The organism is Mesorhizobium sp. BR1-1-13 (assembly GCF_020165515.1).
Lineage (GTDB): Bacteria > Pseudomonadota > Alphaproteobacteria > Rhizobiales > Rhizobiaceae > Mesorhizobium.
Window position 1 is genome coordinate 60,200 of the sequence record NZ_JAIUIH010000012.1, and the last position, 24,968, is coordinate 85,167.

The following is a 24,968-nucleotide window of genomic DNA, read 5'->3' on the forward strand; positions in this document are numbered from 1 at the left end:
AGCGATGAAGCGCCGGTCTACGCTCCGAACGACGCTCTTCGCGCTGATCGCCGCTCCTTTGCTTCTGACGGTGGCCCATGCCGAAGAGGGGCCGTTCATCTCCATCGTAACCGGCCTCGCTCCCGACGATCTCCTCAACGTCCGCGCCCAGCCATCGCCGATCGGCAAGACCGAGGCGCGGCTGGCCAATGGCGCCAGCGTGAACAATCTCGGCTGCATCGACGTAGACGGCCGGCAATGGTGCAAGGTCGAGGCCGAGAACCCGAAAATCAGCGGCTGGACCCCTGCCCGCTACCTGAACCCCGTCAATCCGGCTTCGCCGCCCGATCCGGATCAGGCGGATGCGTCCGCTGCCGTGACCAACAATGCAGGCCAGGCGCTCGACGCCGCAACCGCCAGCCCCGCGGGCGCTCAGCCACCGCCCGCCTTGCCGCCCGATCTGACGGCGAGGCTGGGCGGAGCCGATAATGCGGCTGCTCCCGCAACCACGCCGAAATCCGCCGCAGTGATCGCCATGCAGGATGCCTACGGCCTGGCGCTGGTGGCGAATGAACCGCCGCCCACTGGGGAGACTCCGGCACAGGCGGAGGCCACCGCCGGAGGTGTCGCCATTGAAATTCCCTGTGCGCGCAATGTTGGCCAGCCGATGACCCTTTGCGCGGCAAGCGTCGAGCACAAGGGCAGCGACAAGGCCGACGTCACCGTGACCTGGCCCGACGGCGGCAGCCGCGTCATCTCCTTCTACGGCGGACTGCCCGCCGGCTCCGACGGCGACAGCGATTTCCGCTTCACCCGCGAAGGCAGTCTCAGCATGATCCGCGTCGGCTTCTCCGAACGATTCGAGATTACGGACGCGGTGGCGTTTGGGAAATAGTTTTGGAAGGGGAGTAGGGCAGTAAGGCAATATGTGAAGTGCCTGGAGTGACTGCCCTACTGCCCTACTGCCCTACTGCCCTACTGCCCTACTGCCCTACTGCCCTACTCGCCTGCATTTTCGGGGTTACATCCGGCAAAACTCTTCCCTATAAGGCCCTCCTAGCCTGATACCAGAATCGCAAGCACAACCGGCCGGGTCTCCCGTCCCGGTTTTTCGTGCAAGCCGCTCGCCGAACGGAATTCATAAAGATGCCAAGACGCACCGACATCAAGTCGATCCTGATCATCGGGGCCGGCCCCATCGTCATCGGCCAGGCCTGCGAATTCGACTATTCGGGCACGCAGGCCTGCAAGGCGCTGAAGGAGGAGGGTTTTCGCGTCATCCTGGTCAATTCCAACCCGGCCACCATCATGACCGACCCGGAACTGGCCGATGCCACCTATATCGAACCGATCACCCCCGAGGTCGTGGCCAAGATCATCGCCAAGGAGCGCCCGGATGCGTTGCTGCCGACCATGGGCGGCCAGACCGCGCTCAACACCGCGCTGTCGCTGCGCCGCATGGGCGTGCTCGACCGTTACAATGTCGAGATGATCGGCGCCGACGCCACGGCCATCGACAAGGCCGAGGACCGGGCACTGTTTCGCGAGGCGATGAAGAAGATCGGCCTGGAAACGCCGAAGTCGATGCTGGCCAACGCCACCGACGTCAAGAATGCCGACCGCAAGACGCATGAGGCCGAACGCGCGGCGCTGAAGGCCGAGAAACCCGACAATCTCGACGCCGCGCTCGATGCGCTGGAAACAAGCTGGAACCTCGGCGAAGGCGACCGCAAGCAGCGCTATATCAGCCATGCCATGGCGATCGCCGCCCAGGCGCTCGACCATGTCGGCCTGCCCGCCATCATCCGCCCCTCCTTCACCATGGGCGGCACCGGCGGCGGCATCGCCTACAACAGGGCCGAATTCTTCGACATCGTCCAGTCCGGCCTCGACGCCTCGCCCACCACCGAAGTGCTGATCGAGGAGAGTGTGCTCGGCTGGAAGGAGTATGAGATGGAGGTCGTCCGCGACAGAGCGGACAATTGCATCATCGTCTGCTCGATCGAGAACATCGACCCGATGGGCGTGCATACGGGCGACAGCATCACCGTCGCCCCTGCCCTGACCCTTACCGATAAAGAATATCAGATGATGCGCAACGCCTCGATCGCGGTGCTGCGCGAGATCGGCGTCGAGACCGGCGGCTCCAACGTGCAGTTCGCCGTCAACCCGGCCGATGGCCGCCTGGTGGTGATCGAGATGAACCCACGCGTCTCGCGCTCTTCCGCGCTGGCCTCCAAGGCGACCGGCTTCCCCATTGCCAAGATCGCGGCCAAGCTTGCCGTCGGCTACACGCTGGACGAACTGGAGAACGACATCACCGGCGGCGCCACGCCCGCCTCGTTCGAGCCGTCGATCGACTACGTCGTCACCAAGATCCCGCGTTTTGCCTTCGAAAAATTCCCCGGCGCAGAGCCGGTGCTGACCACCGCCATGAAGTCGGTCGGCGAAGTGATGGCCATCGGCCGCACCTTCCAGGAATCCCTGCAAAAGGCTTTGCGTGGATTGGAGACCGGCCTCACCGGTCTCGACGAGATCGAGATCCCCGACCTCGGCTCGGCCAACAGCGCCGACGATCGCAACGCCATCCGCGCCGCCCTGGGCACGCCGACGCCGGACCGGCTGCGCATGGTGGCGCAGGCGATCCGCATGGGCACCTCGCTGGAAGACGTGCACGCAATGTGCAAGATCGACCCGTGGTTCCTCGAGCAGATCGCCGGCATCCTGGCCATGGAAGCCCGCATCCGGGAGCACGGCCTGCCTGAGGACGCCGCCAATCTGCGCATGCTGAAGGCCATGGGTTTTTCGGACGCCCGCCTCGCCTCATTGACGAAGAGCGACGTGGAAGTCGTTCAGAAGATTCGTGAAAAGCTCGACGTTCATCCGGTTTATAAGCGCATCGACACCTGCGCCGCCGAGTTCGCCTCGCCCACCGCCTACATGTACTCCACTTATGAAGTGCCGTTTGCCGGCCAGCTCGCCAACGAGGCGCAGGTCTCGTCGCGCAAGAAGGTGGTCATCCTCGGCGGCGGGCCGAACCGCATCGGCCAGGGCATCGAGTTCGACTATTGCTGCTGCCATGCGGCGTTTGCGCTGCGCGACGCCGGCTATGAAGCGATCATGGTCAACTGCAACCCCGAGACCGTGTCGACCGACTACGACACCTCGGACCGTCTGTACTTCGATCCGCTGACGGCGGAGGACGTGCTGGAGATCCTGCGCGCCGAGCAGGCCTCGGGCGAGCTGGTCGGCGTCATCGTCCAGTTCGGCGGCCAGACGCCGCTGAAGCTCGCCGATGCGCTGGAGAAGGCCGGCATCCCGATCCTCGGCACCTCGCCCGACATGATCGATCTGGCCGAGGACCGCGACCGTTTCCAGAAGCTGCTGCACAAGCTCAATCTCAGCCAGCCGAAGAACGGCATCGCCTATTCGGTCGAGCAGGCCCGCCTCGTCGCCGGCGAGCTCGGCTTCCCGCTGGTGGTGCGCCCCTCCTATGTGCTGGGCGGCCGCGCCATGCAGATCATCCATGACGAGGGCATGCTGCAGACCTACCTGCTCGACACCGTGCCCGGCCTGGTGCCGGAGGACATCAAGCAGAAATACCCCAACGACAAGACCGGCCAGATCAACACGCTCTTGGGCAAGAACCCGCTGCTGTTCGACACCTATCTGTCAGGCGCCATCGAGGTCGATGTAGACTGCCTCTGCGACGGCAAGGCGACCTTTGTCTCCGGCATTCTCGAGCACATCGAGGAGGCCGGCATCCATTCGGGCGATAGTGCCTGCTCGCTGCCCGTTCATTCGCTGCCCTCCGAGTTGGTCGACGAGCTGGAGCGCCAGACAGCAAGCCTGGCCCGCGCGCTCAATGTCGGCGGGTTGATGAACGTGCAGTACGCGATCAAGGACGGCACGGTCTATGTGCTGGAGGTCAACCCGCGCGCATCCCGCACCGTGCCCTTTGTCGCCAAGACCATCGGTCGGCCCATTGCGAAAATCGCCGCCCGCATCATGGCCGGCGAGACGCTGGAAGACGCCTTCGCCCATTACGGCGCCATGCCGGACCCGCGCAATCCCGGCCACATCGCGGTCAAGGAAGCCGTCTTCCCCTTCGCCCGCTTCCCCGGCGTCGACATATTGCTCGGACCGGAAATGCGCTCGACCGGCGAGGTCATGGGCCTCGACCGCGATTTCGCCCTCGCCTTCGCCAAGAGCCAGTTGGGGGCGGGTGTTGACCTCCCCCGCTCCGGCACCCTGTTCGTCTCGGTGCGCGACGAGGACAAGAAAGGCATATTGCCGGCGGTCAAGCGCCTCGCCGGCCTCGGCTTCAAGGTGATGGCGACCTCAGGCACCGCCCGCTTCCTCGCCGAAAACGACGTCGTGGCGGAAAAGATCAACAAGGTCCTGGAAGGCCGCCCCCACATCGAGGACGCCATCCGCAACCGCCAGGTGCAGATCGTCTTCAACACCACGGATGGCCAGAAGGCGGTGTCGGACTCCAAGTCGCTACGGCGAGCGACGCTGATGCAGAAGGTGCCCTATTACACGACGCTCTCGGGGGCTGCTGCGGTGGCAGAGGCGATCGCGGCGCTGAAGGCGGGGAGCCTTGAGGTCAGGCCGTTGCAGGAGTATTTTGCGTGAGACGGATTAACCATTTCATGGTGTTGAGAGTAAATAATTTATGAATTTTAACTTTCTGTGCATCTTTGTTATGCTGGAGTGAAAATCCCTCAGGGTGATTCGCGGCACTATGGCAAAAACTCAACGAATTCGAGATCCATTACACGATCTTATTGAGTTTGATATAGGTAAATTCGATCAATTTCTTTGGAAACTGATAGACACGAGAGAATTTCAGCGGCTTCGGCGTGTAAAACAACTCGGTTTTTCGGAACTTGTTTATCCAGGCGCCACTCATACGCGCTTTGCACATAGTATTGGTGTATTTCATACCGCTCGACAGCTTGTTGGATTAATTTCTAGTAGGATTGGCGAAAAATTCGAACAAGAGAAGGCTGAGATTGCCTTAGCCGCGTCATTGGTCCACGATCTAGGACATGGTCCGTTTAGTCATGCATTTGAAGAGGCGATAAAGCTTCTTAACAAAGACAATGCCAGGCGCAATGGAGAAAAAGGACCTCCAAAGCTTAAAAAGCACGAGCAATGGACTTCTGACATTATTCTGGGAGATACCGAGTCGGCAATGCTCTCAGATCCCGTGGCGCTGATTTCCAAGAAGCTGTATCGAAGCTCCTAATTGCAGATACGCCAAGCGACATTTACGCCGCAGTGGTTTCAAGTCAGTTTGATGCTGACAGGCTGGACTACGTCCGCCGTGACCGACTGATGACGGGCGCCAAGCATGGCGGCTTCGACTATTCGTGGATATTGGCCAACCTAGAGGTTGGATCGATTCCGCTCGCCATCGACGATGAGACATATTCCACCATCGACAGCCTGGTTTTGGGCCACAAGGCATTCCAAGCTGCAGAATCGTATGTTCTTGGTTTGTTCCATCTCTATTTTGCTGTATATTTCCACAAAGCGACTCGCTCAGCCGAGAAAATTCTGTCGGCTGTTCTACGTAGGGTTGGGACGCTGTGCGCTGAAGGAAACGCCCCGTTGACTGCGTTGAGTGAAGGAAATCCGATACTGACGTTCGTTCAGAATCGCGACCTTAGTTCATACCTGAAGGCCGACGACTTCGTCGTGTGGGGCAGCCTTTCCGTCATGGCAGAGTCCAAGGATGCCATTTTGGGCGAGCTCTCCCAGCGATTGCTCTCCAGGAAATTGTACAAGGCTCTCGACATTTCTGACCATTTTGAAGGTCGTGGTGACGCTAATGCGGTTGCTCACTTTCGCGCTCAACTGACCCAGGCAAAAGAAAATGGCGATTTCGACGAGGTTGAAATTTTCGAAGATCAACCCTCAAGAAATCCCTACAAACGGCGAGGTTATGGCTCTCCCGATGCGCTTTCTAAAATTCATATCATGCGCGCAGACGGATCGAGACCAGATGACCTTAGTGACCGCTCAGATGTCGTGAAGGCGCTCCAAGAGAAATCGATCTATCGCGTGTATGTGCGGGATGAAAAAGCAAAGGCAAAAATAGAAGGACTTATACGGAGGACGGAAAGATGAGTGACATCGCTTCTTATGTCGCGAAGATTGTAGCATTGAACGGTGGTTCAATCGTTGGAAAAACAAGACTGCAAAAGTCGGCCTACTTTCTGGAAGAACTTGGAGTAGGAAATGATTTCATTTTTGAATATTATTACTATGGTCCCTATAGCGACGAAATTTCTATAGGAGTTGACGACGCCAAAGCTCTTGGCTATCTAAACCTAGAGTGGAAAACAACTAAAGATGGCACAAAGTACGCCGTATTTACCTCTAATTCAAAACTAAAAGAAGAGAATTATGATAAAAAGAGAATATCTATCTTGGAGACGCTTTCAAGATACGATTCTATTTCGATAGAATTGGCTGCAACTGCAGATTTCCTGTCTAAAAATGGATTTGAAATCGACCCATGGAAAGAGACCATCAAAAGAAAAGAGGATAAATCAACGCAAGAGAGGGTACAAAAGGCCAAGAAGCTGCTGGGTGAATTAGAGAAGATTTGACAGCAGGACAGGTCAAACTCCTTCGCCGGCACGAATGGCGATGCCAATGGCCTCACCCCACCGCCACACACTCAATCTCAATGTCAAACTCCATCGGCCACGAAGCCACCGGCACGAAACTTCGCGCCGGCGGGTTCTCGCTGAAATACCGGGCATAGACCCGGTTAATCGCATGGTAGAAGCCGGAATTGACAGCGTAGATGCGCACCATCACCACGTTTTCCAGCGAGGTGCCGGCCGCTTCCAGGCAGTGTTTCAGCGCCTTCAGCGACGCCTCGGTCTGGGTTTCGATGTCGCCGCGCACCATCTCGCCGGTCACCATGTCCACCGGCGGCGTCGCCGAGATGAACACGAAGCCGTTGGCCTTCACCGCCGTCGAACAGGGCAGGCCAAGCGCCCGCACCTTGTCCGACATGACCGGCACTTCGATGACTTCCTTTTTCATGGTGATCCTCCCTTTGGTTGAAGGGAGCTTATCGCGCTGCTGGTTGAATGCCAGAGCGGTTCTTCCTTCTCCCCTCGTGGGAGAAGGGAAGAGCTACACCGCCCTCTCATCAGCCGCGTAGCGGTGAAACATCCGGCCGTGGCGCCCTACGGCGGACATCTCCCCCACTTGGGGGGAGATTGGCGGCTTCGGCGTCGGCTCTCTTCTAGCTACGTTGGAGATTGGCGAAGGCCGAAAGCACTGCCAATCTCCCCCTTGTGGGGGAGATGTCCGGCAGAGGGGGCGCCGTAGAGCGCTATCGCCTGCCGTTCAGCTCCCGTCGAAACGCCTTACCCCTGATGCGCGGCGCCCAGCTCCTTCACGTGCTTTTCATGCATCTTCAGCGTCGGCAGCGTCTTCTTGGCGAATTCCTTCATCGCCGGATCGTCGCCCGATTGGGCGTAGGTGCTGAACAGGGCCACCGCCTGCTTGTGCGCGTCCGCCTGCATCATAATGTATTTAGTGTCGAAGTCCTTGCCGCTGGCGGCCTTGAGCTCGTCGAGCTGGCCCTGTTCTTTCGGCTGAAGCGCCGGGCCGGCCGGCTTGGTCGAGGCGGTGGTCTGGCCCTGCGCGAGCGCCGCCTTGAAGTCCTCGCCGGCCTTGGTGTGGTCCTCAATCATCTGTTTGGCGAAGGCCTTGACGTCGGCCGATGCCGATTTCTGCTCGGCGAGCTTGCTCGACTGGATCTCGAACTCGTTGGCGCCGGGCACCGTCTTGATGAAGGTCTGCGTGTCGACCTTGCTCTCGGCCGCCAACGGCGTCGTTTGGGCGGTGGACTGGGCAAGCGCTGCAGGCGCGGCGGCGAGCAAGGCCGCGGCGGTCATGGTCAGAAGCGTTTTCATCTGCAATCTCCGATCGGAATGATTCCCTCGGGATTCCAACGCCGCAGAGGAGCGGAAGTTGCGCCGGGCGCCTTGCCGTCAATGGCAGCACGCCTCGCCATATTGCAGCTGCTCGTGCCAGTTCGGCCTTCCTTCCGGCGTGAAATCCATCAGGTTCCACAGGATCTCGCAGGTGCCGATGGCGCGCGGGTCCTGGCCGGGCTCCGGCGGGGCGAAGCCCAGTTCGGACGACCAGAAATGCCTGATGCCGTCAGCGTCGCGATGAAATACCGACAAAAGCGGGATCTGCGCACCGTCCGCCTCCTCGGCATTGTAGTCGCGCTTGAAACTGTTGGAGGCCGACGACACCAGCCGCATGTTCTTCCAGCCACGGTCGCGGCCGAGCGTGACCAGGTTTTCGAGCGCGGTTTTCGCCACCACGGCGAAGTTGAAGCCGGCCGCCTGGAGATGGCCGACCGCGCCATCGAACTGGTCGAGCAGCGCCGTGCAGGATGGGCACGGCTGGTCCGGCCGCGCCAGCTTCGCCGTGCCGCCCGTTGTTGCCACGTCGCGCGTCTCCTGCGGATGGCGCGGGAACATCATCTGGTAGAGGATCAGCGTGTCCTTGCCGGGCGCGAAAAGTTCCGACAGCTTTATCTCAGCCTGCCTGCCCTCGGCATCGAGACCGTCAAACACATAGTCCTGGCTGACCAGTCCGCCCGGCGGCAGCGCGCGCCGCGCCTCGGCCACGTCCTCCATGGCGCGGCGCAGTGCGATTTCCTTCTTCAGCAGCTTTTCGCGGGCAGCGCGGTATTTGGCGGATTCGTTGGGAAAAGTGATCATGATCGGCTCCTTGGGTCACAGCGCCGGCGCCCCGGCGCGGTTGCTCTAAGACCTAAGGACGCGCCGGTGCGACCGGTTCCGACATTTTCTCCTCACCCTTTCACGCCGCCGGCGGTGAGGCCCGAAACGATCTTGCGCTGGAAGATCAGCACCAGCACCACCAGCGGCACGGTGACGATCACCGATGCGGCCATGATGTTGCCCCACGGGATCTCGAACTGCGAATTGCCCGAAAGCAGCGCGATCGCCACTGGCACGGTCCGCTGGGCGTTGTTGGAGGTGAATGTCAGGGCAAACAGGAACTCGTTCCACGCGCCGATGAAGGCGAGCAGCCCGGTGGTCGCCAGCGCCGGCCACATCAGCGGCAGGAAGATGCGCGTGATGATGATCCACGGCGTCGCGCCGTCGAGGATCGCCGCCTCCTCGACCTCGACCGGCAGGTCGCGCACGAAGGCGGTCAACACCCAGACGGTGAATGGCAAGGTAAAGATCATGTAGGAGAAGATCAGCGCGACAAGCGAATTGTAGAGGCCGAACATCCGCACCAGTTCGAACAGCCCGGCCAGCACCGCCACCTGCGGGAACATCGACACCGACAGGATGGCGAAGAGCAGCGCCGAGCGGCCACGGAAGCGGATGCGCGCCAGCGCGTAGGCCGCCGTGACGCCGAGGAACAGGGAAAGCGCGACGACCGCGCCCGAAACCATCAGTGAGTTCATGAGGTTGCGCGCGAAGGCGCCTTCGGTCAGCACGTTGCGGTAGTTGCCGAGGCTGAACGTCCTCGGCCACAGATCGGCCTGGAAGAGCTCGGTCCCCGATTTCAGGCTGGTGACGATGGCGTAGTAGAACGGGAATACGGCGACGAGCACGATGACCGCGACCAGCAGGTAGAAGCCCGCCCGCTTCAGGATCCACATCTCAGCGGCCTCCGTCCAGGCTGACCCGGCCGATCCGGATATAGGCCATGGTGAGGAGCGCAAGAATGAGGAACAGCAGCGTCGAAGCGGCCGAGCCGTAGGCGAATTTGTCGAACTCGAACAGGTTCTCGCGCGCGAACACAGACATCGACTTGGTGTGCACGTTGTTGGGCGTCAGCACATAGATCAGGTCGAAGATGCGCAGCGCATCGAGCGCGCGGAAGATCACCGCCACCATCACCGCCGGGCGGATCAGCGGCAAGGTCACCCGCCAGAATATCTGCCACGGATTGGCGCCGTCGAGCCTGGCGACCTCGATGATCTCGCGCGGCAGCATCTGCAGCGCGGCAAGGATGAGCAGCGCCATGAACGGTGTCGTCTTCCAGATGTCGACGACCAGCACCGCCGCCATCGCCTTGTCGGCGTTGGCGGTCCAGGCGATCTTGTTGTCGATCAGGCCGAGATTGAGCAGCACCACATTGATGATGCCGAACTGGTCGTTGAGCATCCACTGCCACATCTTGGCCGAGACGATGGTCGGGATCGCCCAGGGGATGAGGATCGCCGCCCTGACGATGCCGCGGCCGGGGAATTCGGCATTGAGCACCAGCGCAACGATCATGCCGAGGATCGTCTCGCAGGTGACCGAAATCACCGCGAAGCGCACCGTGTTCCAGACGGCGCTCCACCAGACCGGGTCGGCCAGCACGCCATCATAGAGCACCCGGCCGCTCGGCATGCGCAGCACCGAGAAGTAATTGGCGAAACCTGCCCACTGGCGGGCGTCGAGGTCGGCCAGCGAAGCGTCGGTGAAGCTGAAATAGATGGTGCGGGCGAGCGGCCAGCCGGCAGCGGCGGCGAGCACCAGGAGCATCGGCGCCAGGAACAGCCAGGCCGAACGCACGCGCCGGCGCATCAGCCGCGAGCGCGGGCGGCGGGTCGCGGCGGTTTCACGCATCGGCTGCGCTTCTGTCATGCCTCGCGCCGGGCGGGATATGGAGGCGCGTTGTGGCGTCACCAGCCACGACCCTTCAGCCTTGTCAGCATGGCTTCGAGGTCGGCCAGATTGTCGCCGGCGGCGCCATCGCCCGACAGCGTCTTGTGGACGGCGTTCCAGAACTGGCTCGACGCCTCGTTGTATTTGATCTTGGCCGCGGCCGAGGGACGCGGCACCGCATTGAGGAATATCTGCTTCCAGCGCGGAACGATCGGCTGTTGCCTGGCGATGTCGGCATCGTCATAGAGCGCCTGGATGGTCGGCAGGCTGGAGTTCCTCAGCGCGCGGTATTTCTGCATCGCGGGCGAGGCGATGAATTTGACGAGCCCGATCGCCGCGTCCGGGTGCCTGGAATATTTGGACACGGCGAGATTCCAGCCGCCCAGCACCGCCGCCGGCCGCGCGCCTTCGCCGGTGCCGGCCGGCAGCGGCGCGACATCGAACTTGCCCTTGATCGGCGAGCCTTCGGAGTTGCCGAGGGCATAGGCGTAGGGCCAGTTGCGCATGAAGACGGCATTGCCGGTCTGCCACACGCCGCGCGATTCCTCTTCCTGATAGGCCAGCACGCCGGGCGGCGCGATGGTCCCGACCCAGCTTTTGGCCATGTCGAGCGCGGCGGCCGCTTTTGGATTGTTGATCGAGATGGTGCCGTCCGGCTCGATGATCTGGCCGCCGCCGTTCGACATTACCCATTCGAGCGCGTCGCAGGTCAGCCCCTCATAGGCATTGCCCTGGAAGACGAAGCCCCAGATGTCCTTGTTGCCGGTCGCCCGCTCCTTGTCCATGACCAGCCTGGCGGTCTCGGTCAGCTCCTTCCAGGTAGCAGGCACCTTGGCTCCGTATTTGTCGAGCAGGTCCTTGCGGTAGTAGAGCGCCGGCGCATCGGTGAAGATCGGCAGCGCCACCAGCCTGCCGTTGACGGTCTGCGACTGGATGATCGAAGGGAAATGGGCGCCGACGACATCCTTGGTCGCCGCGGTCAGGTCGACGAGTTGGCTGGCGAGCTGCGGCGCCCAGATCACATCGGTCTGGTAGACATCGATATCGCTGTTGCCGGCGGCAAGCCACAGCCGGTACTGGCCGAACTGGTCGGTCCCGGATGCCGGCATGACGACGATGCTGACCTTGTTGCCGCTGTCCTTCTCATAGCGGTCGAGGATTTCACGCAGCACCTTGATGCCGATGCCTGTGTCGCCCGACACGATCGACAGCTCGACGGCCCGCGCAGGGGCGGCCGCAATCATCGCGACAGCGGCCACCGCGGCAAATGCGTGCAAGAGCCTCATGGCGGCGGAGGGTCTCCTTTTGGAACCGCGACGCAAGCCTTCCAGGCGCCGGAAGCTGGCCGGACCCCTCCACCACTCATTGAATGCGGAGCGGCGCTCTGGGTTCCCGAGCCATGCCGGCGAGCGGCGGTGGACAAGGCCGCGGCGGCCTCAGCCTTCCCAGGCGACAGGGCTCATCCCAAGCCGTTGATAGAGCCTGACGGCGGCGGCATTTTCCACCGTGTTGGTCTTGAGGTCGACATGCGGGGCGCCGCGTTCGCGAAAGACGGCGAAGGCGTGCCACATCAGCGCCTCGCCGATGCCCCTGCCGCGCGCCTGCGGATGCACGGCGAGATCCCTGACGAAGGCGCTCGTCCAGCACAGCGCCGCCGCCGCCAGCAGGCCCTTGGCGTCGATGACGAGGAAACAGAGCGCCGGGTCGAATTCGGGGTCGCCTGAGACGCGCGACCACCATTCGTCGAACGGGCCGTCGGCGCCGTCCTCGAACACTTCGGTCAAAAGCGCATGCAAGGCCGGCGCGTCGCCGTGCCCGAGGCTGCGCATGACGAAGCCATCCGGCCAGTGCGCGGGAACCAGCGTCTCGTCGAGGATCTTGCGCAGCCGGATGTCGTTGGGAGCCGGCGGGCGCGGTTCGGGCATTTCGCTCAGGCGTCGGGCAGCAGGCGCCGCCGCTTGCGGTCGACGCCGAGGCCGGTCGCCTCGAGCAGGCCTTTGCGCTTGGCGTCGAAATAGTAGCCGGTCTGGTAGAGCCAGTCGGCGCGCTTGGCGTTGCCGTTCGACACCAACCAGGCGCCACGCAGGTATTTGACGGCGTATTTCAGGTTGGTTTCGGCATCGAACAGGCCCCTGGCCGGTCCGTCATAGCCCATGCCGCGCGCCGTCGCGTGCTTGATCTGCATCAGCCCCCAATGGCCGTTGTTGTAGGCCTTGGGATTGAAGGTGCTTTCGCGGTTGACGACGTGGCGCACCAGGTCGACCGGCACCTGATAAAGCGCGGCGTATTTTACGATCAGCCGGTCGATATCGCCGCGCACGCCGGTCGCATGCTCTTCCTGCACGGGAGCGGCAGGGAACTGGACGAGGGCAGCCGGATTTTGCGGCACAACGTAGGCGGCCTGCTGCACGCCGGGCATGGCTTTCTGATCGTTCTTGGCGATCGCCGGCACGATGAGCCCGGCGGTGGCGTAGGCGGCTGCCGCCTTGATTGGTGCGCCGGCGCCAGCCGGCGGCGGCGCCTGCCAGGCATTGGCGGTCATCACCGCCGGCACGGCCGGCGCGGTTGGGGTCGCTCCGGCAAAGGCCGCGGTTGCCGCGGCCGCCTGCGTGGCCGGGCCGGCGGGCAACTCAGCGGTTTGAACGGGCGTAATCCCCGACGATTCCGGAAGCACCGAAACCGTCTCCGGCAACGGTATGGTGAAGCCGGCATCGGTGCCGGCGACAGTCGCCGTTTCGGTGAGGGAAGACGCGGATTTCATCTGCGAGGTCGACGTGCAACCGCTGACGCCGGCCATGGCCGCGATCACGCCGAGCAGGATAAGGGTTTGTTTTGCTGGCAAGCCGCGTTCGGGTCCGGTTCGTCGGATGTTAAGAAATCCCTTACACCAGCGATTCCTGGCGAGCAATCGGGGCGCTCAGGTGGTTTTCGGGTGGCGAGACTCGGGCCGAAATGCCATATTGTTCCCGATATGTACCGCATGAATGCCGGTTTCTGGCCATTTTGCGAAAGGAGCACGCCATGCAAACGCCGTCGCAGATCACAGCCGGCCACGCAGTGTTAGAAACAGTGATCGGCTTCATGGGCATTGCCTGGAGCGAAAAGGGCCTGATCCGGCTCTGCCTGCCCGAACGCAGCCGCGAGGCGGTGGAGCGGCGGCTGATGCGCCATGCCGGCGTTTCGGCCTCTACCGTGCAGCCGCCGTGGGTGGTCGAGCTGATCGCCTCGATCAAGGCCTATGCGGCCGGCGAGGACGTCGATTTCTCCTCCGTGCCGGTCGATCTCGACGGTATCGACGATTTCCGCCTCGCCATCTATGGCGCGGCGCGAAAGCTCGCTTATGGCGAAACCACCACCTATGGCGAACTGGCCAAGCGCGCCGGCCATGCCGGCCTGCCGCGCGAAACCGGTGCCGCGCTTGGCGCCAATCCGGTGCCGCTGGTCATTCCGTGCCACCGTATCCTCGCGGCCGGCGGCAAGATCGGCGGCTTTTCGGCGCCCGGCGGTTCGACCACCAAGGAAAAGATGCTGGCCATGGAAGGCGTGCGCGTCGGCCCGCCGCCGCCCGCGCAGGTCTCATTCGGATTTTGAAACGATAGCCGCCGCGCCGAGCGATTAGCTAGTCGTTGTGAAAAAACCGCCGGCGGAAACGCTGGTCGTTGTCCGGTCGCTTGCAATTGTAGACCGGGCAGGATTTCGTATCGGCGCTCGGCACATAGGCGCGTGTCCTCACCTCCCCCATGGTGCAGAATTGCTGGCTCTGCACGTAGCGGTCGTAGAGCGGCAGCCCCGGCACCCGCCTGGACTGATAGCGCAGGATGACGGCGCCCTGCCGCGCGATCGTCGCCTGCACGCGGCCACAGTCCATCCGCGTCGGATCGTAGCGCGAGATCGCCTGCGCCTCGGCGGCAACCAGCGTCAGGCATGCCGCCAGCAGAATGGTCTTCATGGTCCTCTCCCCTGATGCGCGGCCCAGGGACAGCGCCATCTGACGCAACGGTTTCACCGGATTGGGGCGGCCGTTGGGCGATCCTCCGATCACGGCTTTCTCACGCAGTCTTGTATTTCGTGCGAAAGCAGCCTATATCAGCGCCATTGATATTTCGGCCGATCGATCCGGGCCTCGCGATCTTCGCGTTTGCTGACGTCTATCTCCAAAATCTCGATGCACACCGGCTGGACCTCGGTTCGGTCAAACCAAAGCAAATGTGAAGGACTATTTTAATGGCAACTGGAACGGTCAAGTGGTTCAACGCCACCAAGGGCTTCGGCTTCATCCAGCCTGACGCGGGCGGCGCGGACGTTTTCGTCCACATCTCCGCCGTCGAGCGCGCTGGACTGTCGACCCTGGTCGAAGGCCAGAAGATCAACTTCGAGATCGAGCAGGACCGCCGCACTGGCAAGTCGTCCGCTGGATCTCTGAGCAAGGCAGCCTGATTTTGAAAATGGCGCGCGCCGGGCGACAGCCCGGGGCGTGCGGCAAGTCACGGATGTACTGACGGTCGCGCGAGAAGCGCGCCGGAGCGGAAAGACCCGACAAGCCGGATCAGCAGATAGCTGCCAGCCCGGACCGGACGCTCCCGATCAGGCTACCGAAATGGGAAGGCGGGCTTTGTCCCGCCTTTTTATTTGCCTGGATTTCAGACACTGCAGACGGGACTTTTGGTACCACCCATGGTACCTTTGCCCCATAGTGGTACTATTTGACTATGACTAAGCTTGAGCAAATCGAAAAATCCGTTTCCGAACTGAGCCGCGAGGAATTAAAGGCGTTTGCCGCCTGGTTCGAGGCGCTTCAGGCAGACAGGTGGGATCGGCAGATCGAGGCCGACGCGAAGGCTGGCCGGTTGGACAAGCTTGCCGAACAGGCACTGGCTGATCATCGCGCTGGCCGGACGCGGCCTCTGTGAATCACGTCGCCTCTCCATCATTCTGGTAGGCTTATGAAAAACTGCCATCATCAATCAGAGCAAAGGCAGACAGACGTTTTGCCAGCCTGCGTTCTGACCCGTTTCATCCCTCACTGCATTTCAAACAGGTCGGTCGCTATTGGTCGGCGCGAGTCGACGAAAACTACCGGGCTGTTGCCATACGCAACAATGAAGATGTGATCTGGTTCTGGATCGGCACCCATGCCGACTACGACCATTTGTTGAAATAGCTCCCGCGCAGCTTCTCGGACGATGGGTGGCCGGGCCTCGCGCCTGTTTGGCGCGCCTCGCCCAAAAGAGCCGCGGGGCGGTGGCGAGGTTGAGGATAAAACTACCCTACCCACTCCATAGAGACGTGCCCCGGATCCGCTTCCACTCGTTTCAGCCACGCAGCCACCGCCGGATAGGCGTCGAGCTGGAAGCCGCCCTGCTCCGCCGTATGCGTATAGGCGTAAAGCGCGATGTCGGCGACGCTGTAGGCGTTTCCGGCGAAGAAAGCGTTGCTTTCCAAGTATTTATCCATGACGCCGAGCGCCTTGTTGCCGCGCTCCAGCGTCACCGCCAGCCGCTCGGGCGTCGCGTCCTTGGCCCTTTCTGGAAAAGTCAGCAGCGCCTTGCGCACCGCGATATAGGGCTCGTGGCTGTATTGTTCAAAGAACAGCCATTGATAGGCGAGCCCGCGCTCATACTTGTCCGAGGGCAGGAAACGCGTGCCCTCGGCGAGGTAGAGCAGGATGGCGTTGGATTCAGCGATCCGCCTTCCGTCGTCGAGTTCCAGCAGGGGCACCATGGCGTTCGGATTCATGGCGACGAAATCCGCTTTTCGCGTATCGCCCGTGTGCGAACTCACCTCGACAGTGGTGAAAGGGAGGCCGAGCTTGGCCATCAGAAGGCGCGGCTTGTAGCAATTGCCGCTGTCGATCATGCTGTAAAGTATCATCGCGGATCCCCCGAGCGCTGCCATGTGGAGACGCGATTATCGCAGCCGCGCCTTCCTCACCAATGATTAGTTTTGGCGCGACGATCAGCGCCGCTGATGTGTAGCACGCGGCGCTACCCGAACAGCGGCACCACCTTGCTGTCCCTGCCCAGCAACGCATCGATGGCGAGCGGTCGCTCGTCGAAGATCATCCCGGCCAGCGCCGGCCGGGCGAGTAGAAAACCTTGCAGCAGGTCGACGCCGCCATCGAGCGCGACGCGCAGATGGGTGGGCTGTTCGATGCCCTCGACCAGGACCTTGGCGCCACGGTCGTGCAGGCTGGAGACCAGCGGGCGGAAGAACCGCTCGGCGGCGGCATGGCGGCAGAATTGCGCGAACCAGCCACCGTCGATTTTGACGATATCGGGCTTGAGCAGGCTGACCCGCTCCTCGGTCGAGTGGCCGGTGCCGAAATCGTCGATGGCGATGCGGATGCCGTCGCGGCGCATCTCGCGCACCAGCCTGGCCAGCAGCGTGTCATCGGCCGCCTGTTCGGTGATTTCGCAGACCAGCATGCCGGGGGCTAGGCCGAGCTCGCCGAGATGCCTGCTCATCAGCCGGATTTCGGCCAAGGCCCGGCCCCGATGGTCGTTGACCAACGGATTGTAGTTGAAGAACAGATCGAGCCCATCGACGCCGATGTTGCGGAAATTCCTGAGATGCAGCACCCGGCACATGGTTTCGACGAACAGCCGGTCCTCGGCCGCGATGCCTTCGAAGAACGCCCGTGCGGCGCCCGGCCGGCCGGCGCGATGCGGCTCGATCAGGCCCTCGACCGCGATCGCGTGCAGGAAGCGGCCGCGCGGCGCGAAGATCGGCTGGTAGGCGCTGCGCAGGCGGAAGTCGCCATAAACGCCATATTCGATACCGACCTCGTCCATGAAGATCGCATCGCCGACATCGCGCCGCCGCTCGGGCTTCATGGTGTGCCCCTGCGCCCAAAGACTTTCCCCGCCCGCGCGGTATGCGGCGCGGCGGCCGGGACGGAAGATGCACTGTCGGCGGCAGGCGACGGCCCGTCCTTGCCGAAGACGCGGAAGCTGGTCGGCGCCAGCTCCGGCCGCGCCAGCACGAAACCCTGGACCATCGAAGCCCCGGATTTCTCGGCCAGCTCCAGCTGCCAGCCTTCCTCGATGCCCTCGAACACGGTGCGGATGCCTTGTGCCTCAAAGCTTTCCACCATGGACGTCAGCAGCGCGAAGCCGGCGCCGGACTCCATCAACTGCGTGATCCAGTGGGCATCGAACTTGACGATGTCGGGTTTCAACTCCTTGATGCGGTTGATGTCGGAATCGTCGGCGCCATAGTCATCGACGGCAATGCGAAAGCCGTTGCCCTTCAACGCCGCGACGAAACCGTGCAGGGTCTCCTGCGAGGCTGGACGCTGCTCGGTCACCTCGCACACGACACGGCCCGGATCGATGCCGGCCTCGTGCAGCACCAGGCGCATTTCGCGCAAAGCATTGTCGGCAACGGCGCGCTCGGTGAACACCGACGGATCGAAATTGACGAAGATCGACGCTTCCTGCGGCAGGCAGGCGCCGGCATTCAGCAGATGCAGCGTCCTGGTCAGCGCCTCGACATGGAGCCGGTCGGCGGCCGGACAGGTGCTGAAGAAGCTTATCGGCGATTGCGGCTCGCCGTCGCGGAACGGCCGGATCAAGCCCTCGAACGCGGCAACCGACAATTTGCCTTCCCTGAAGGCGAAGATCGGCTGGAAGGCGCTTTGCAGCGTATAAATGCCCCAGACACCTGACGAGGTGCCGTCATCATGACGGATGATATGGGCAAGCCCGATGCTGCGCGACAAGGTTCCTCGCTCCGCGAACTGGCGCAATAGGGTTGCGATCCTGCCATGCAAGCCTCTACCGCCCGTTAATGAACTTTCTGTTGCCGATCACGGCTCATTGGCCTCCTTGCGGCACTGGCCCAGCCGACAATGCTTGCACTCACGGGAATGATGCGACATGAGAAGCGCCGCGGCCGCTCCTGGCCGCGCCGATCCTTTCTGGAGAGAAAAAGGTCATGGCCTTTCTTGCCGACACCCTTTCCCGCGTGAAGCCTTCCGCCACCATCGCGGTGACGCAGAAAGCCCGCGAGCTGAAAAATGCCGGCCGCGACGTCATCGGCCTTGGCGCCGGCGAACCGGATTTCGATACGCCCGATAACATCAAGAATGCGGCGATCGAGGCCATCCGCCGTGGTGAGACCAAATATCCGCCGGTGTCAGGCATCGCGCCGCTGCGCGAAGCGATCGCGAAGAAATTCAAGCGCGAGAACAATCTCGACTACAAGCCCGAACAGACCATCGTCGGTACTGGCGGCAAGCAAATCCTGTTCAACGCCTTCATGGCGACGCTGAATCCCGGCGACGAGGTCATCATCCCCCGCCCCTATTGGGTCAGCTATCCCGAGATGGTGGCGATCTGCGGCGGCACCTCGGTGTTTGCCGACACTTCGATCGACAACGGCTTCAAACTCACTGCCGCTGTGCTGGAAAAGGCGATCACGCCGCGCACAAAATGGCTGCTGATGAACTCGCCGTCGAACCCGTCGGGCGCCGCCTACACCGAGGCCGAGCTTCGGTCGCTCGCCGACGTGCTGCTCAGGCATCCGCATGTCTGGACGCTGACCGACGACATGTACGAGCATCTGACCTACGGCGACTTCGTCTTCAAGACCATCGCCGAGGTCGAGCCGAAGCTCTATGAGCGCACGCTGACCATGAACGGCGTGTCGAAAGCCTATGCCATGACCGGCTGGCGCATTGGCTACGCCGCGGGTCCCGTCCAGCTGATCAAGGCGATGGACATGATCCAGGGCCAGCAGACGTCGGGCGCCTGCACCATCGCGCAGTGGGCTTCGGTCGAAGCGCTGAACGGCCCGCAGGACTTCATCGCCAAGAACAAGGCGATCTTCCAGGGGCGCCGCGACCTCGTCGTCTCGATGCTCAACCAGGCGCGCGGCATCTCTTGTCCATCGCCGGAAGGCGCCTTCTACGTCTATCCGTCCTGCGCCCAGCTGATCGGCAAGAAGACCAAGGCCGGCAAGGTGATCGACACCGACGAGGCCTTCTGCTCGGAGCTGCTCGAGGCCGAGGGCGTGGCGGTGGTATTCGGTTCGGCCTTCGGCCTCGGTCCGAACTTCCGCATCTCCTACGCCACGTCGGAGACGCTGCTGGAGGAAGCCTGCACGCGCATCCAGCGCTTTACGGCATCACTGACCTGATCGTGAAAAACCCGGCCAAACGCCGGGTTTTTAGTCTAGATCGGTTCGACACGGTACTCAGCCGCCATATTGGGCCGGCGTCACCGCTTCCAGCCAGTCGGCATGCACGCCCTCGAGCGCTTCCTGCATGGCTATATGCGTCATCGCCGTTTTCGGTCCGGCGCCGTGCCAGTGCTTTTCGCCTGGCGCGAACGAGATGACATCCCCTGCCCTGATCTCCTGGATGAGACCGCCCCAGGTCTGGGCGAGGCCGGCGCCCGACGTGACGTACAGCGTCTGGCCAAGCGGATGCGTGTGCCAGTGGGTCCGCGCGCCCGGCTCGAAGCTGACCAATGTCGCCCGCAGCCGTGCCGGAGCCTCCTTCTCGATGATCGGCGTTTGCAGCACCCGGCCGGTGAAGTACTTTTCCGGTGCGATGAGGGTCGGCATGCTGCCGCAGGCAATGATCTTCATCGTTCGATCCCTGGAGTTGTTCGCGAAGCGGGCCACAGCGGCGCCGCTCTCCTTTCGAAGCGCTAGTTTCGGCCGATATGGCCGGCGACGCAACCGGTCTGTTCGGCTTGCAAGGCAGCGGCAACCGCACCGCGCTCAGCCTCTGAGGCTACCTATTTTCCTTGCCCTGCCGGCAAACAAGTGGGACGATACCTTTGGGCCGGTTGAAGACAAGCCCGCCCGCGACGGTCGAACAGGCCGGCCGCCGCTCAGGACCGACTGACCTTGGCCTGAACCATGAATGCCAGTCGGTCCCCAGGGAAACGCCTGAGTGGAGGTCAGTCATGGGTAATCGCGCCGGAGGACGACGCACGGGACCGAAATGCATTGCCATAGTCGGTCCCTTCGCAAGCGGTAAGACGACACTTCTCGAAGCCATATTGGCCCGCACAGGCGCCATTCCCCGCCAGAACCCGGTTTCCTCGGGAAACACCGTTTCAGATCATTCGCCCGAGGCGCGCGCCCACGCCATGAGCGTCGAGGCGACCTTCGCCACCACGGAATTCATGGGCGAGCAGTTCACCTTCGTCGACTGTCCCGGATCGATCGAATTTTCCTTCGAGGCCGAACCGGTGCTAGCCGCCTGCGACCTCGCGGTGGTCGTCGCCGAGGCCGACGAGAAGAAGATCCCCGCCCTCCAGCTCATCATGCGCAAGCTCGACGATCTCGGCGTGCCGCGCATCCTGTTTCTCAACAAGGTCGACAAGGCGATCGCGGGCGTGCGCGACACGCTGAAGATGCTGCAGCCGGCAAGTGCGGTGCCGTTGCTTCTGCGCCAGATACCGCTGCGCAAGGACGGCGTCGTCATCGGCTCGATCGATCTGGCGCTGGAACGCGCCTATATCTACCGCGAATATGCCGAAAGCGAGGTGGCCCAGATACCTGGCGACGAAAAGGCGCGCGAGCTGGAAGCCCGTTTTTCGATGCTGGAAAGACTGGCCGACCATGACGACCAGCTGATGGAACAACTGCTCGAGGAGATCGAGCCGCCCAAGGACGCGGTCTTCGACGATCTTGCCGCGGACCTGCGTGACGGCGCCGTCACGCCGGTGCTGATCGGCACCGCAGAGAAAGGCAATGGCGTGCTGCGTCTCTTGAAGGCGATCCGCCATGATGCGCCTGACATCGATGCGACCCGCAAACGGCTCGGCGCCCCCGAAGGCAACGCGACCGTGGTTCAGGTGATGAAGACCATCCATACGCCGCACGGAGGCAAATTGTCGGTGTCGCGCATCCTTTCGGGACAGGTCGCCGATGGCTCCGAGCTCTGGCTGCCCGGCGGCGACATGGCAAAGGTATCCGGCATCTACAGGATGCTTGGCAAGGACCAGTTGAAGCTCACTGCGGCGAAGACCGGCGACACGGTCGCGCTCGGCAAGCTGGACGCGGTCAAGACCGGCCAGACGCTGACCTCGGCCAAGGGCGGCATGAAGCCGCTGCTCCAGTTCGAGCCGCCACAGCCCGTCTTCGCTTTCGCCTTGCGGCCGAAGGAGCGCAAGGACGAGGTGAAGATGTCGGCCGCCATCCAACGGCTGGCCGAAGAGGATCCCTCGCTCAGCCTGCATCATAACCAGGACTCGGCCGAGACCGTGCTGTCGGGCCATGGAGAAATGCACCTGCGCGTCGTACGCGAACGGCTCGAGGGCAAGAACCAGATTCCGGTGGAAGGCCATCCGCCGGCGGTGCCCTACCGCGAGACGATCCGCAAATCGGCGCAGCAGCGCGGCCGCCACAAGAAGCAGTCCGGCGGCCACGGCCAGTTCGGCGATGTGGTGATCGAGATAAAGCCGCTGCCGCGCGGCGCAGGTTTCCAGTTCACCGATACCATCACCGGCGGCGTGGTGCCCAAGACCTACATCCAGTCGGTCGAAAGCGGCATACGCGATTACCTGAAGTCGGGCCCGCTCGGCTTTCCCGTCGTCGACGTCGCCGTCAACCTGTCGGACGGCTCCTACCACGCGGTCGATTCCTCCGACATGGCCTTCCAGATGGCGGCCAAGCTTGCCATGAAGGAAGGCATGGCGGGCTGTTCGCCCGTGCTCCTGGAGCCAGTGATGAAGGTCGAGATCGTGACGCCCTCCGATGCGACCTCGAAGATCATCGCGCTCATCCCGCAGCGGCGCGGCCAGATCCTCGGCTACGACGCGCGGCCCGGTTGGCCAGGATGGGATGTCGTCGAGGCGACCATGCCGCAATCCGAGATCGGCGATCTGATCATCGAGTTGCGCTCGGCCACCTCGGGCGTCGCCAGCTACCGCGCCGTCTTCGACCACATGGCCGAACTCACCGGCCGGCTCGCCGACGAAGCGATGAATGCCAACGGCAAGGCAGCCTGATCCTGATGCATGTCGTCTAAAGTGATCTCGGCTTCGGGACATCGACATGCAGAGATATTCGGGTGAACGCCCTCTCGAACCTTTTTCGAGGGGCGAAAAAACGACGCCCGGGGACCGGACGCCGTTTTGTTTGCGGACCGTTTTCTTGGGAGGAAAAACGGCAGGTCCGCCGCATCTTGAAGTCGCCGCTTCGGCGGAAGAAGGTTCGGACGCGGTAGCCGCCTGAGCCCGGATCGTCCGAGTGATGCCCCCATCTCCCGTCCGACCACACCGCGTCCTATGATCTGCTTAGCAGGAGCCGAGCGCCTTTGACATGTTACCAGAGGTTACATGTCACTGTTACGTGGCTATTTCGGTGGATTTTCCCGCCCTTCCGGCAGCGTCCGGGCAACAAAAAAGCCGGATCAATGAAGATCCGGCTGAGTTTGATTGGAAGTGCCTGTTAAGGCTAACCTCCAGAGGGGAACACTCGAGGGCGCTAATGGGAGGAGAACGCGCCCAGGAGATGAACTATATATGTGCTCATCATGCCCAAGAAACAAGCATCTATTTTGCAACACACGCATGCAAAAAGACGCAGGCTGTGGTCTAAGCCATTTCTGGACCCAATAGGACCAGCAGAATCACCGAAGCGAGACCCGCAATGAGACAATTGCCACGGCGGAATCGCGAATCACGCTCGGTTTTCATCCCGGAATGTCAAAAATGCGCAATGGCGTGGAATGAGGCAGCAAGCGTTTATTTCCGAGGCAACTCATGCATGTCGCGCAAAGTGTCCTCGGTTCGGCAGCGACGTGAACAACAAAAACTTAAGCGCTTCGCGGGAATCGGTTTGGGCGCGACATGCTTCAGGCGGGAGACAAGCAATGCGGACCTTTTCGGCGATCGCCGGCAGTGCTGCCTTCTTCATCGCGGCGCCCTGTGTCGTCGCCGGCCTCGTGCCGTGGCTGCTGACGGATCGCTGGGACCGGCCATGGTCGAGCCTGCCGGGTCTCGCCCCGCTCGGCTGGATCCTCATCGCGGTCGCCGTGGCGGCGCTGCTGCATGCATTCGCCCGCTTTGCGCTTGAAGGCCTCGGCACGCCTGCTCCGATCGCTCCGACCGAGAGACTTGTGGTCGGCGGGCTCTACCGCCATGTCCGCAATCCGATGTATGTGGCGGTGCTGTCGATCATCCTCGGCCAAGCGCTGCTGTTTTCAAGCTGGACGCTTGTCGCCTACGCCGCAATGGCAGCCGCGGCCATGGCCGCCTTCGTCAAGCTCTACGAGGAGCCGACCCTCGCCCGCCGCTACGGCGACGAATACGAAGCCTACCGCCGCAACGTGCCCGGCTGGCTGCCCCGCCTGACGCCCTGGCGGGGATGAGGGCCATCTGCGGTCAATATGACCAGCTCCGCGCCTTGGCGATGATGAAGTCGCGAAACACGTGCAGCTTCGCCTGGTTCTTCATCGCGTCCGGGTAGGCGAAATAGGTGTCGAAGGAAGGCACCTCCGTTTCCGGCAGGAGCTGCACCAGGCCGGAATCCTTGGAGATGACATAGTCGGGCAGCATGGCGATGCCGGCGCCGCCCTGCACCGCGCGCTTGATCGACAATATGTCGTTGATCTGCAGCGTCGGCACGCGCTGGCCGCCCTCGAAATCGCCGACCGTTTCCAGCCAGTTCAGCTCCGACAGATGCGCGGGCACCGGCACGCCGAAAGTGACGATGCGATGCGCCTTGAGCTCGGCCACCGAAGCCGGCCTGCCATGCTTGGCGATATAGCCGGGCGACGCGTAGAGGTGGAAGTGCACCGTGAACAGGCGGCGCTGGATGAGGTCCGGCTGCTGCGGCTGGCGCAGCCGGATGGCGCAATCGGCCTGGCGCATGGTGAGGTCGAGCTCCTCGTTGGCGAGGATCAGTTGCAGGCTGATTTCAGGATAGAGCTCGATGAACTCCTGCACGCGCTCGGTCAGCCAGCCGGCGCCGAGCCCAACCGTGGTCGTGACCCGGAGCACGCCGGAGGGGCGGTCCTTGGTCTCGGTGAGCCGCGACTTGATGGTCTCGAGCTTCATCAGCACGTCATGCGCCGTGCGGAACAGCATCTCGCCCTGTTCGGTCAGCACCAAGCCGCGGGCGTGGCGGTTGAACAGCGGCACGCCGACATCATGCTCGAGCGCGCTGACCTGGCGCGAAATCGCCGATTGCGACAGGTGCAGCGTCTCGGCCGCATGCGTAAACGACCCCGCTTCCGCCGCAGCGTGAAACACGCGTAGCTTGTCCCAGTCCAACGCCATGATTCCCCTCGTTCCTGTTTGGCGTCTGAATGAAAAATCAGGCTTTTACACGGCGTTTCTAAGC

The 24,968-nt window shown here is 62.4% G+C and carries 26 protein-coding genes; 12 read left to right on the forward strand and 14 right to left on the reverse strand.

From position 1 onward, the window contains the following. The first annotated feature begins 4 nt into the window (after window positions 1-4). From LB533_RS23960 to LB533_RS23980, 5 genes are all read left to right on the forward strand, one after another. Entirely contained in the window at window positions 5-874 is an 870-nt protein-coding gene (locus tag LB533_RS23960) for an SH3 domain-containing protein (protein ID WP_140639645.1), read from the forward strand. A gap of 251 nt (window positions 875-1,125) precedes the next feature. Continuing rightward, on the forward strand, window positions 1,126-4,617 hold the full coding sequence (carB, locus tag LB533_RS23965) for a carbamoyl-phosphate synthase large subunit (protein WP_140639646.1): 3,492 nt from the start codon (window positions 1,126-1,128) through the stop codon (window positions 4,615-4,617). 94 nt (window positions 4,618-4,711) lie between these two features. After that, window positions 4,712-5,233: an HD domain-containing protein gene (locus LB533_RS23970; RefSeq protein ID WP_181169359.1), complete on the forward strand. Its 522-nt coding sequence runs from the start codon at window positions 4,712-4,714 to the stop codon at window positions 5,231-5,233. A gap of 89 nt (window positions 5,234-5,322) precedes the next feature. Next, window positions 5,323-6,117: a hypothetical protein gene (locus LB533_RS23975; protein ID WP_140639648.1), complete on the forward strand. Its 795-nt coding sequence runs from the start codon at window positions 5,323-5,325 to the stop codon at window positions 6,115-6,117. Further along, window positions 6,114-6,602 (forward strand): hypothetical protein, encoded by a 489-nt coding sequence (locus tag LB533_RS23980; protein WP_140639649.1) that lies wholly within the window; start codon window positions 6,114-6,116, stop codon window positions 6,600-6,602. The genes LB533_RS23975 and LB533_RS23980 overlap by 4 nt, the downstream gene beginning before the upstream one ends. Before the next feature lie 52 nt (window positions 6,603-6,654). On the opposite strand, the gene LB533_RS23985 is transcribed toward LB533_RS23980, so the two are convergent. From LB533_RS23985 to LB533_RS24020, 8 genes are all read right to left on the reverse strand, one after another. Next, on the reverse strand, window positions 6,655-7,047 hold the full coding sequence (locus LB533_RS23985) for a Rid family hydrolase (protein WP_140639650.1): 393 nt from the start codon (window positions 7,045-7,047) through the stop codon (window positions 6,655-6,657). A gap of 329 nt (window positions 7,048-7,376) precedes the next feature. Continuing rightward, on the reverse strand, window positions 7,377-7,928 hold the full coding sequence (locus tag LB533_RS23990) for a DUF4142 domain-containing protein (RefSeq protein ID WP_140639651.1): 552 nt from the start codon (window positions 7,926-7,928) through the stop codon (window positions 7,377-7,379). Window positions 7,929-8,006: 78 nt separating this feature from the next. Beyond that, the gene (locus tag LB533_RS23995; RefSeq protein ID WP_140639652.1) at window positions 8,007-8,750 is read right to left on the reverse strand and encodes a DUF899 family protein; all 744 of its coding nucleotides are present in this window, start codon (window positions 8,748-8,750) and stop codon (window positions 8,007-8,009) included. Between the two features lie 92 nt (window positions 8,751-8,842). Beyond that, window positions 8,843-9,667, reverse strand: coding sequence for a carbohydrate ABC transporter permease (locus LB533_RS24000; protein WP_140639653.1), 825 nt, complete (start codon window positions 9,665-9,667; stop codon window positions 8,843-8,845). 1 nt (window position 9,668) lies between these two features. Beyond that, on the reverse strand, window positions 9,669-10,643 hold the full coding sequence (locus LB533_RS24005; RefSeq protein WP_140639654.1) for a carbohydrate ABC transporter permease: 975 nt from the start codon (window positions 10,641-10,643) through the stop codon (window positions 9,669-9,671). 38 nt (window positions 10,644-10,681) lie between these two features. Further along, window positions 10,682-11,950 carry an ABC transporter substrate-binding protein gene (locus LB533_RS24010; RefSeq protein ID WP_140639655.1) on the reverse strand — a complete coding sequence of 423 codons (1,269 nt, stop codon included), beginning with the start codon at window positions 11,948-11,950 and terminating at the stop codon, window positions 10,682-10,684. Window positions 11,951-12,100: 150 nt separating this feature from the next. Next, window positions 12,101-12,589 (reverse strand): GNAT family N-acetyltransferase, encoded by a 489-nt coding sequence (locus tag LB533_RS24015; protein WP_140639656.1) that lies wholly within the window; start codon window positions 12,587-12,589, stop codon window positions 12,101-12,103. Between the two features lie 5 nt (window positions 12,590-12,594). Then, window positions 12,595-13,506 carry a lytic transglycosylase domain-containing protein gene (locus LB533_RS24020; protein ID WP_224678351.1) on the reverse strand — a complete coding sequence of 304 codons (912 nt, stop codon included), beginning with the start codon at window positions 13,504-13,506 and terminating at the stop codon, window positions 12,595-12,597. 179 nt (window positions 13,507-13,685) lie between these two features. On the opposite strand from LB533_RS24020, the gene LB533_RS24025 reads away from it, so the two are divergent. Continuing rightward, window positions 13,686-14,255, forward strand: coding sequence for a methylated-DNA--[protein]-cysteine S-methyltransferase (locus LB533_RS24025; RefSeq protein ID WP_140639658.1), 570 nt, complete (start codon window positions 13,686-13,688; stop codon window positions 14,253-14,255). A 28-nt stretch (window positions 14,256-14,283) separates the two neighbouring features. On the opposite strand, the gene LB533_RS24030 is transcribed toward LB533_RS24025, so the two are convergent. Further along, window positions 14,284-14,613: a hypothetical protein gene (locus LB533_RS24030; protein ID WP_140639659.1), complete on the reverse strand. Its 330-nt coding sequence runs from the start codon at window positions 14,611-14,613 to the stop codon at window positions 14,284-14,286. 275 nt (window positions 14,614-14,888) lie between these two features. On the opposite strand from LB533_RS24030, the gene LB533_RS24035 reads away from it, so the two are divergent. The 3 genes from LB533_RS24035 (at window position 14,889) to LB533_RS24045 (ending at window position 15,825) form a co-directional block, all read left to right on the forward strand. Continuing rightward, the gene (locus LB533_RS24035) at window positions 14,889-15,101 is read left to right on the forward strand and encodes a cold-shock protein (RefSeq protein WP_010910991.1); all 213 of its coding nucleotides are present in this window, start codon (window positions 14,889-14,891) and stop codon (window positions 15,099-15,101) included. Between the two features lie 272 nt (window positions 15,102-15,373). Next, window positions 15,374-15,574 (forward strand): hypothetical protein, encoded by a 201-nt coding sequence (locus LB533_RS24040; RefSeq protein WP_224678352.1) that lies wholly within the window; start codon window positions 15,374-15,376, stop codon window positions 15,572-15,574. A 41-nt stretch (window positions 15,575-15,615) separates the two neighbouring features. Then, a complete protein-coding gene (locus LB533_RS24045) occupies window positions 15,616-15,825 on the forward strand; it encodes a hypothetical protein (protein WP_224678374.1) in 210 nt (69 codons plus the stop codon). 101 nt (window positions 15,826-15,926) lie between these two features. Here the strand turns inward: LB533_RS24045 and LB533_RS24050 are convergent, their stop codons facing one another. The 3 genes from LB533_RS24050 to LB533_RS24060 all read right to left on the reverse strand — a co-directional run bounded on the left by LB533_RS24050 (window position 15,927) and on the right by LB533_RS24060 (window position 18,384). Continuing rightward, entirely contained in the window at window positions 15,927-16,535 is a 609-nt protein-coding gene (locus LB533_RS24050) for a glutathione S-transferase family protein (protein WP_224678353.1), read from the reverse strand. A gap of 113 nt (window positions 16,536-16,648) precedes the next feature. Continuing rightward, on the reverse strand, window positions 16,649-17,497 hold the full coding sequence (locus LB533_RS24055) for an EAL domain-containing protein (protein ID WP_224678354.1): 849 nt from the start codon (window positions 17,495-17,497) through the stop codon (window positions 16,649-16,651). After that, complete coding sequence (locus LB533_RS24060) at window positions 17,494-18,384, reverse strand: EAL domain-containing protein (protein ID WP_224678355.1); 891 nt, start codon at window positions 18,382-18,384, stop codon at window positions 17,494-17,496. Before LB533_RS24060 ends, LB533_RS24055 begins: the two co-directional genes overlap by 4 nt. 215 nt (window positions 18,385-18,599) lie before the next feature. Between LB533_RS24060 and LB533_RS24065 the strand changes: the two genes are divergently transcribed. Beyond that, a complete protein-coding gene (locus LB533_RS24065) occupies window positions 18,600-19,802 on the forward strand; it encodes a pyridoxal phosphate-dependent aminotransferase (RefSeq protein WP_140516803.1) in 1,203 nt (400 codons plus the stop codon). Window positions 19,803-19,859: 57 nt separating this feature from the next. Here the strand turns inward: LB533_RS24065 and LB533_RS24070 are convergent, their stop codons facing one another. Continuing rightward, window positions 19,860-20,255 carry a cupin domain-containing protein gene (locus LB533_RS24070; RefSeq protein ID WP_224678356.1) on the reverse strand — a complete coding sequence of 132 codons (396 nt, stop codon included), beginning with the start codon at window positions 20,253-20,255 and terminating at the stop codon, window positions 19,860-19,862. A gap of 323 nt (window positions 20,256-20,578) precedes the next feature. Here LB533_RS24070 and LB533_RS24075 point away from each other — a divergent pair, with 323 nt between their 5' ends. Both LB533_RS24075 and LB533_RS24080 read left to right on the forward strand, forming a co-directional pair. Next, window positions 20,579-22,630 carry an elongation factor G gene (locus LB533_RS24075; RefSeq protein WP_140639667.1) on the forward strand — a complete coding sequence of 684 codons (2,052 nt, stop codon included), beginning with the start codon at window positions 20,579-20,581 and terminating at the stop codon, window positions 22,628-22,630. An 866-nt stretch (window positions 22,631-23,496) separates the two neighbouring features. Next, window positions 23,497-23,994 (forward strand): methyltransferase family protein, encoded by a 498-nt coding sequence (locus LB533_RS24080; RefSeq protein ID WP_224678357.1) that lies wholly within the window; start codon window positions 23,497-23,499, stop codon window positions 23,992-23,994. A 13-nt stretch (window positions 23,995-24,007) separates the two neighbouring features. Here LB533_RS24080 and LB533_RS24085 read toward each other — a convergent pair whose 3' ends face one another. Beyond that, window positions 24,008-24,904, reverse strand: a complete 897-nt coding sequence (locus LB533_RS24085; protein WP_140495954.1) for a LysR family transcriptional regulator — start codon at window positions 24,902-24,904, stop codon at window positions 24,008-24,010. Window positions 24,905-24,968: the final 64 nt, after the last annotated feature.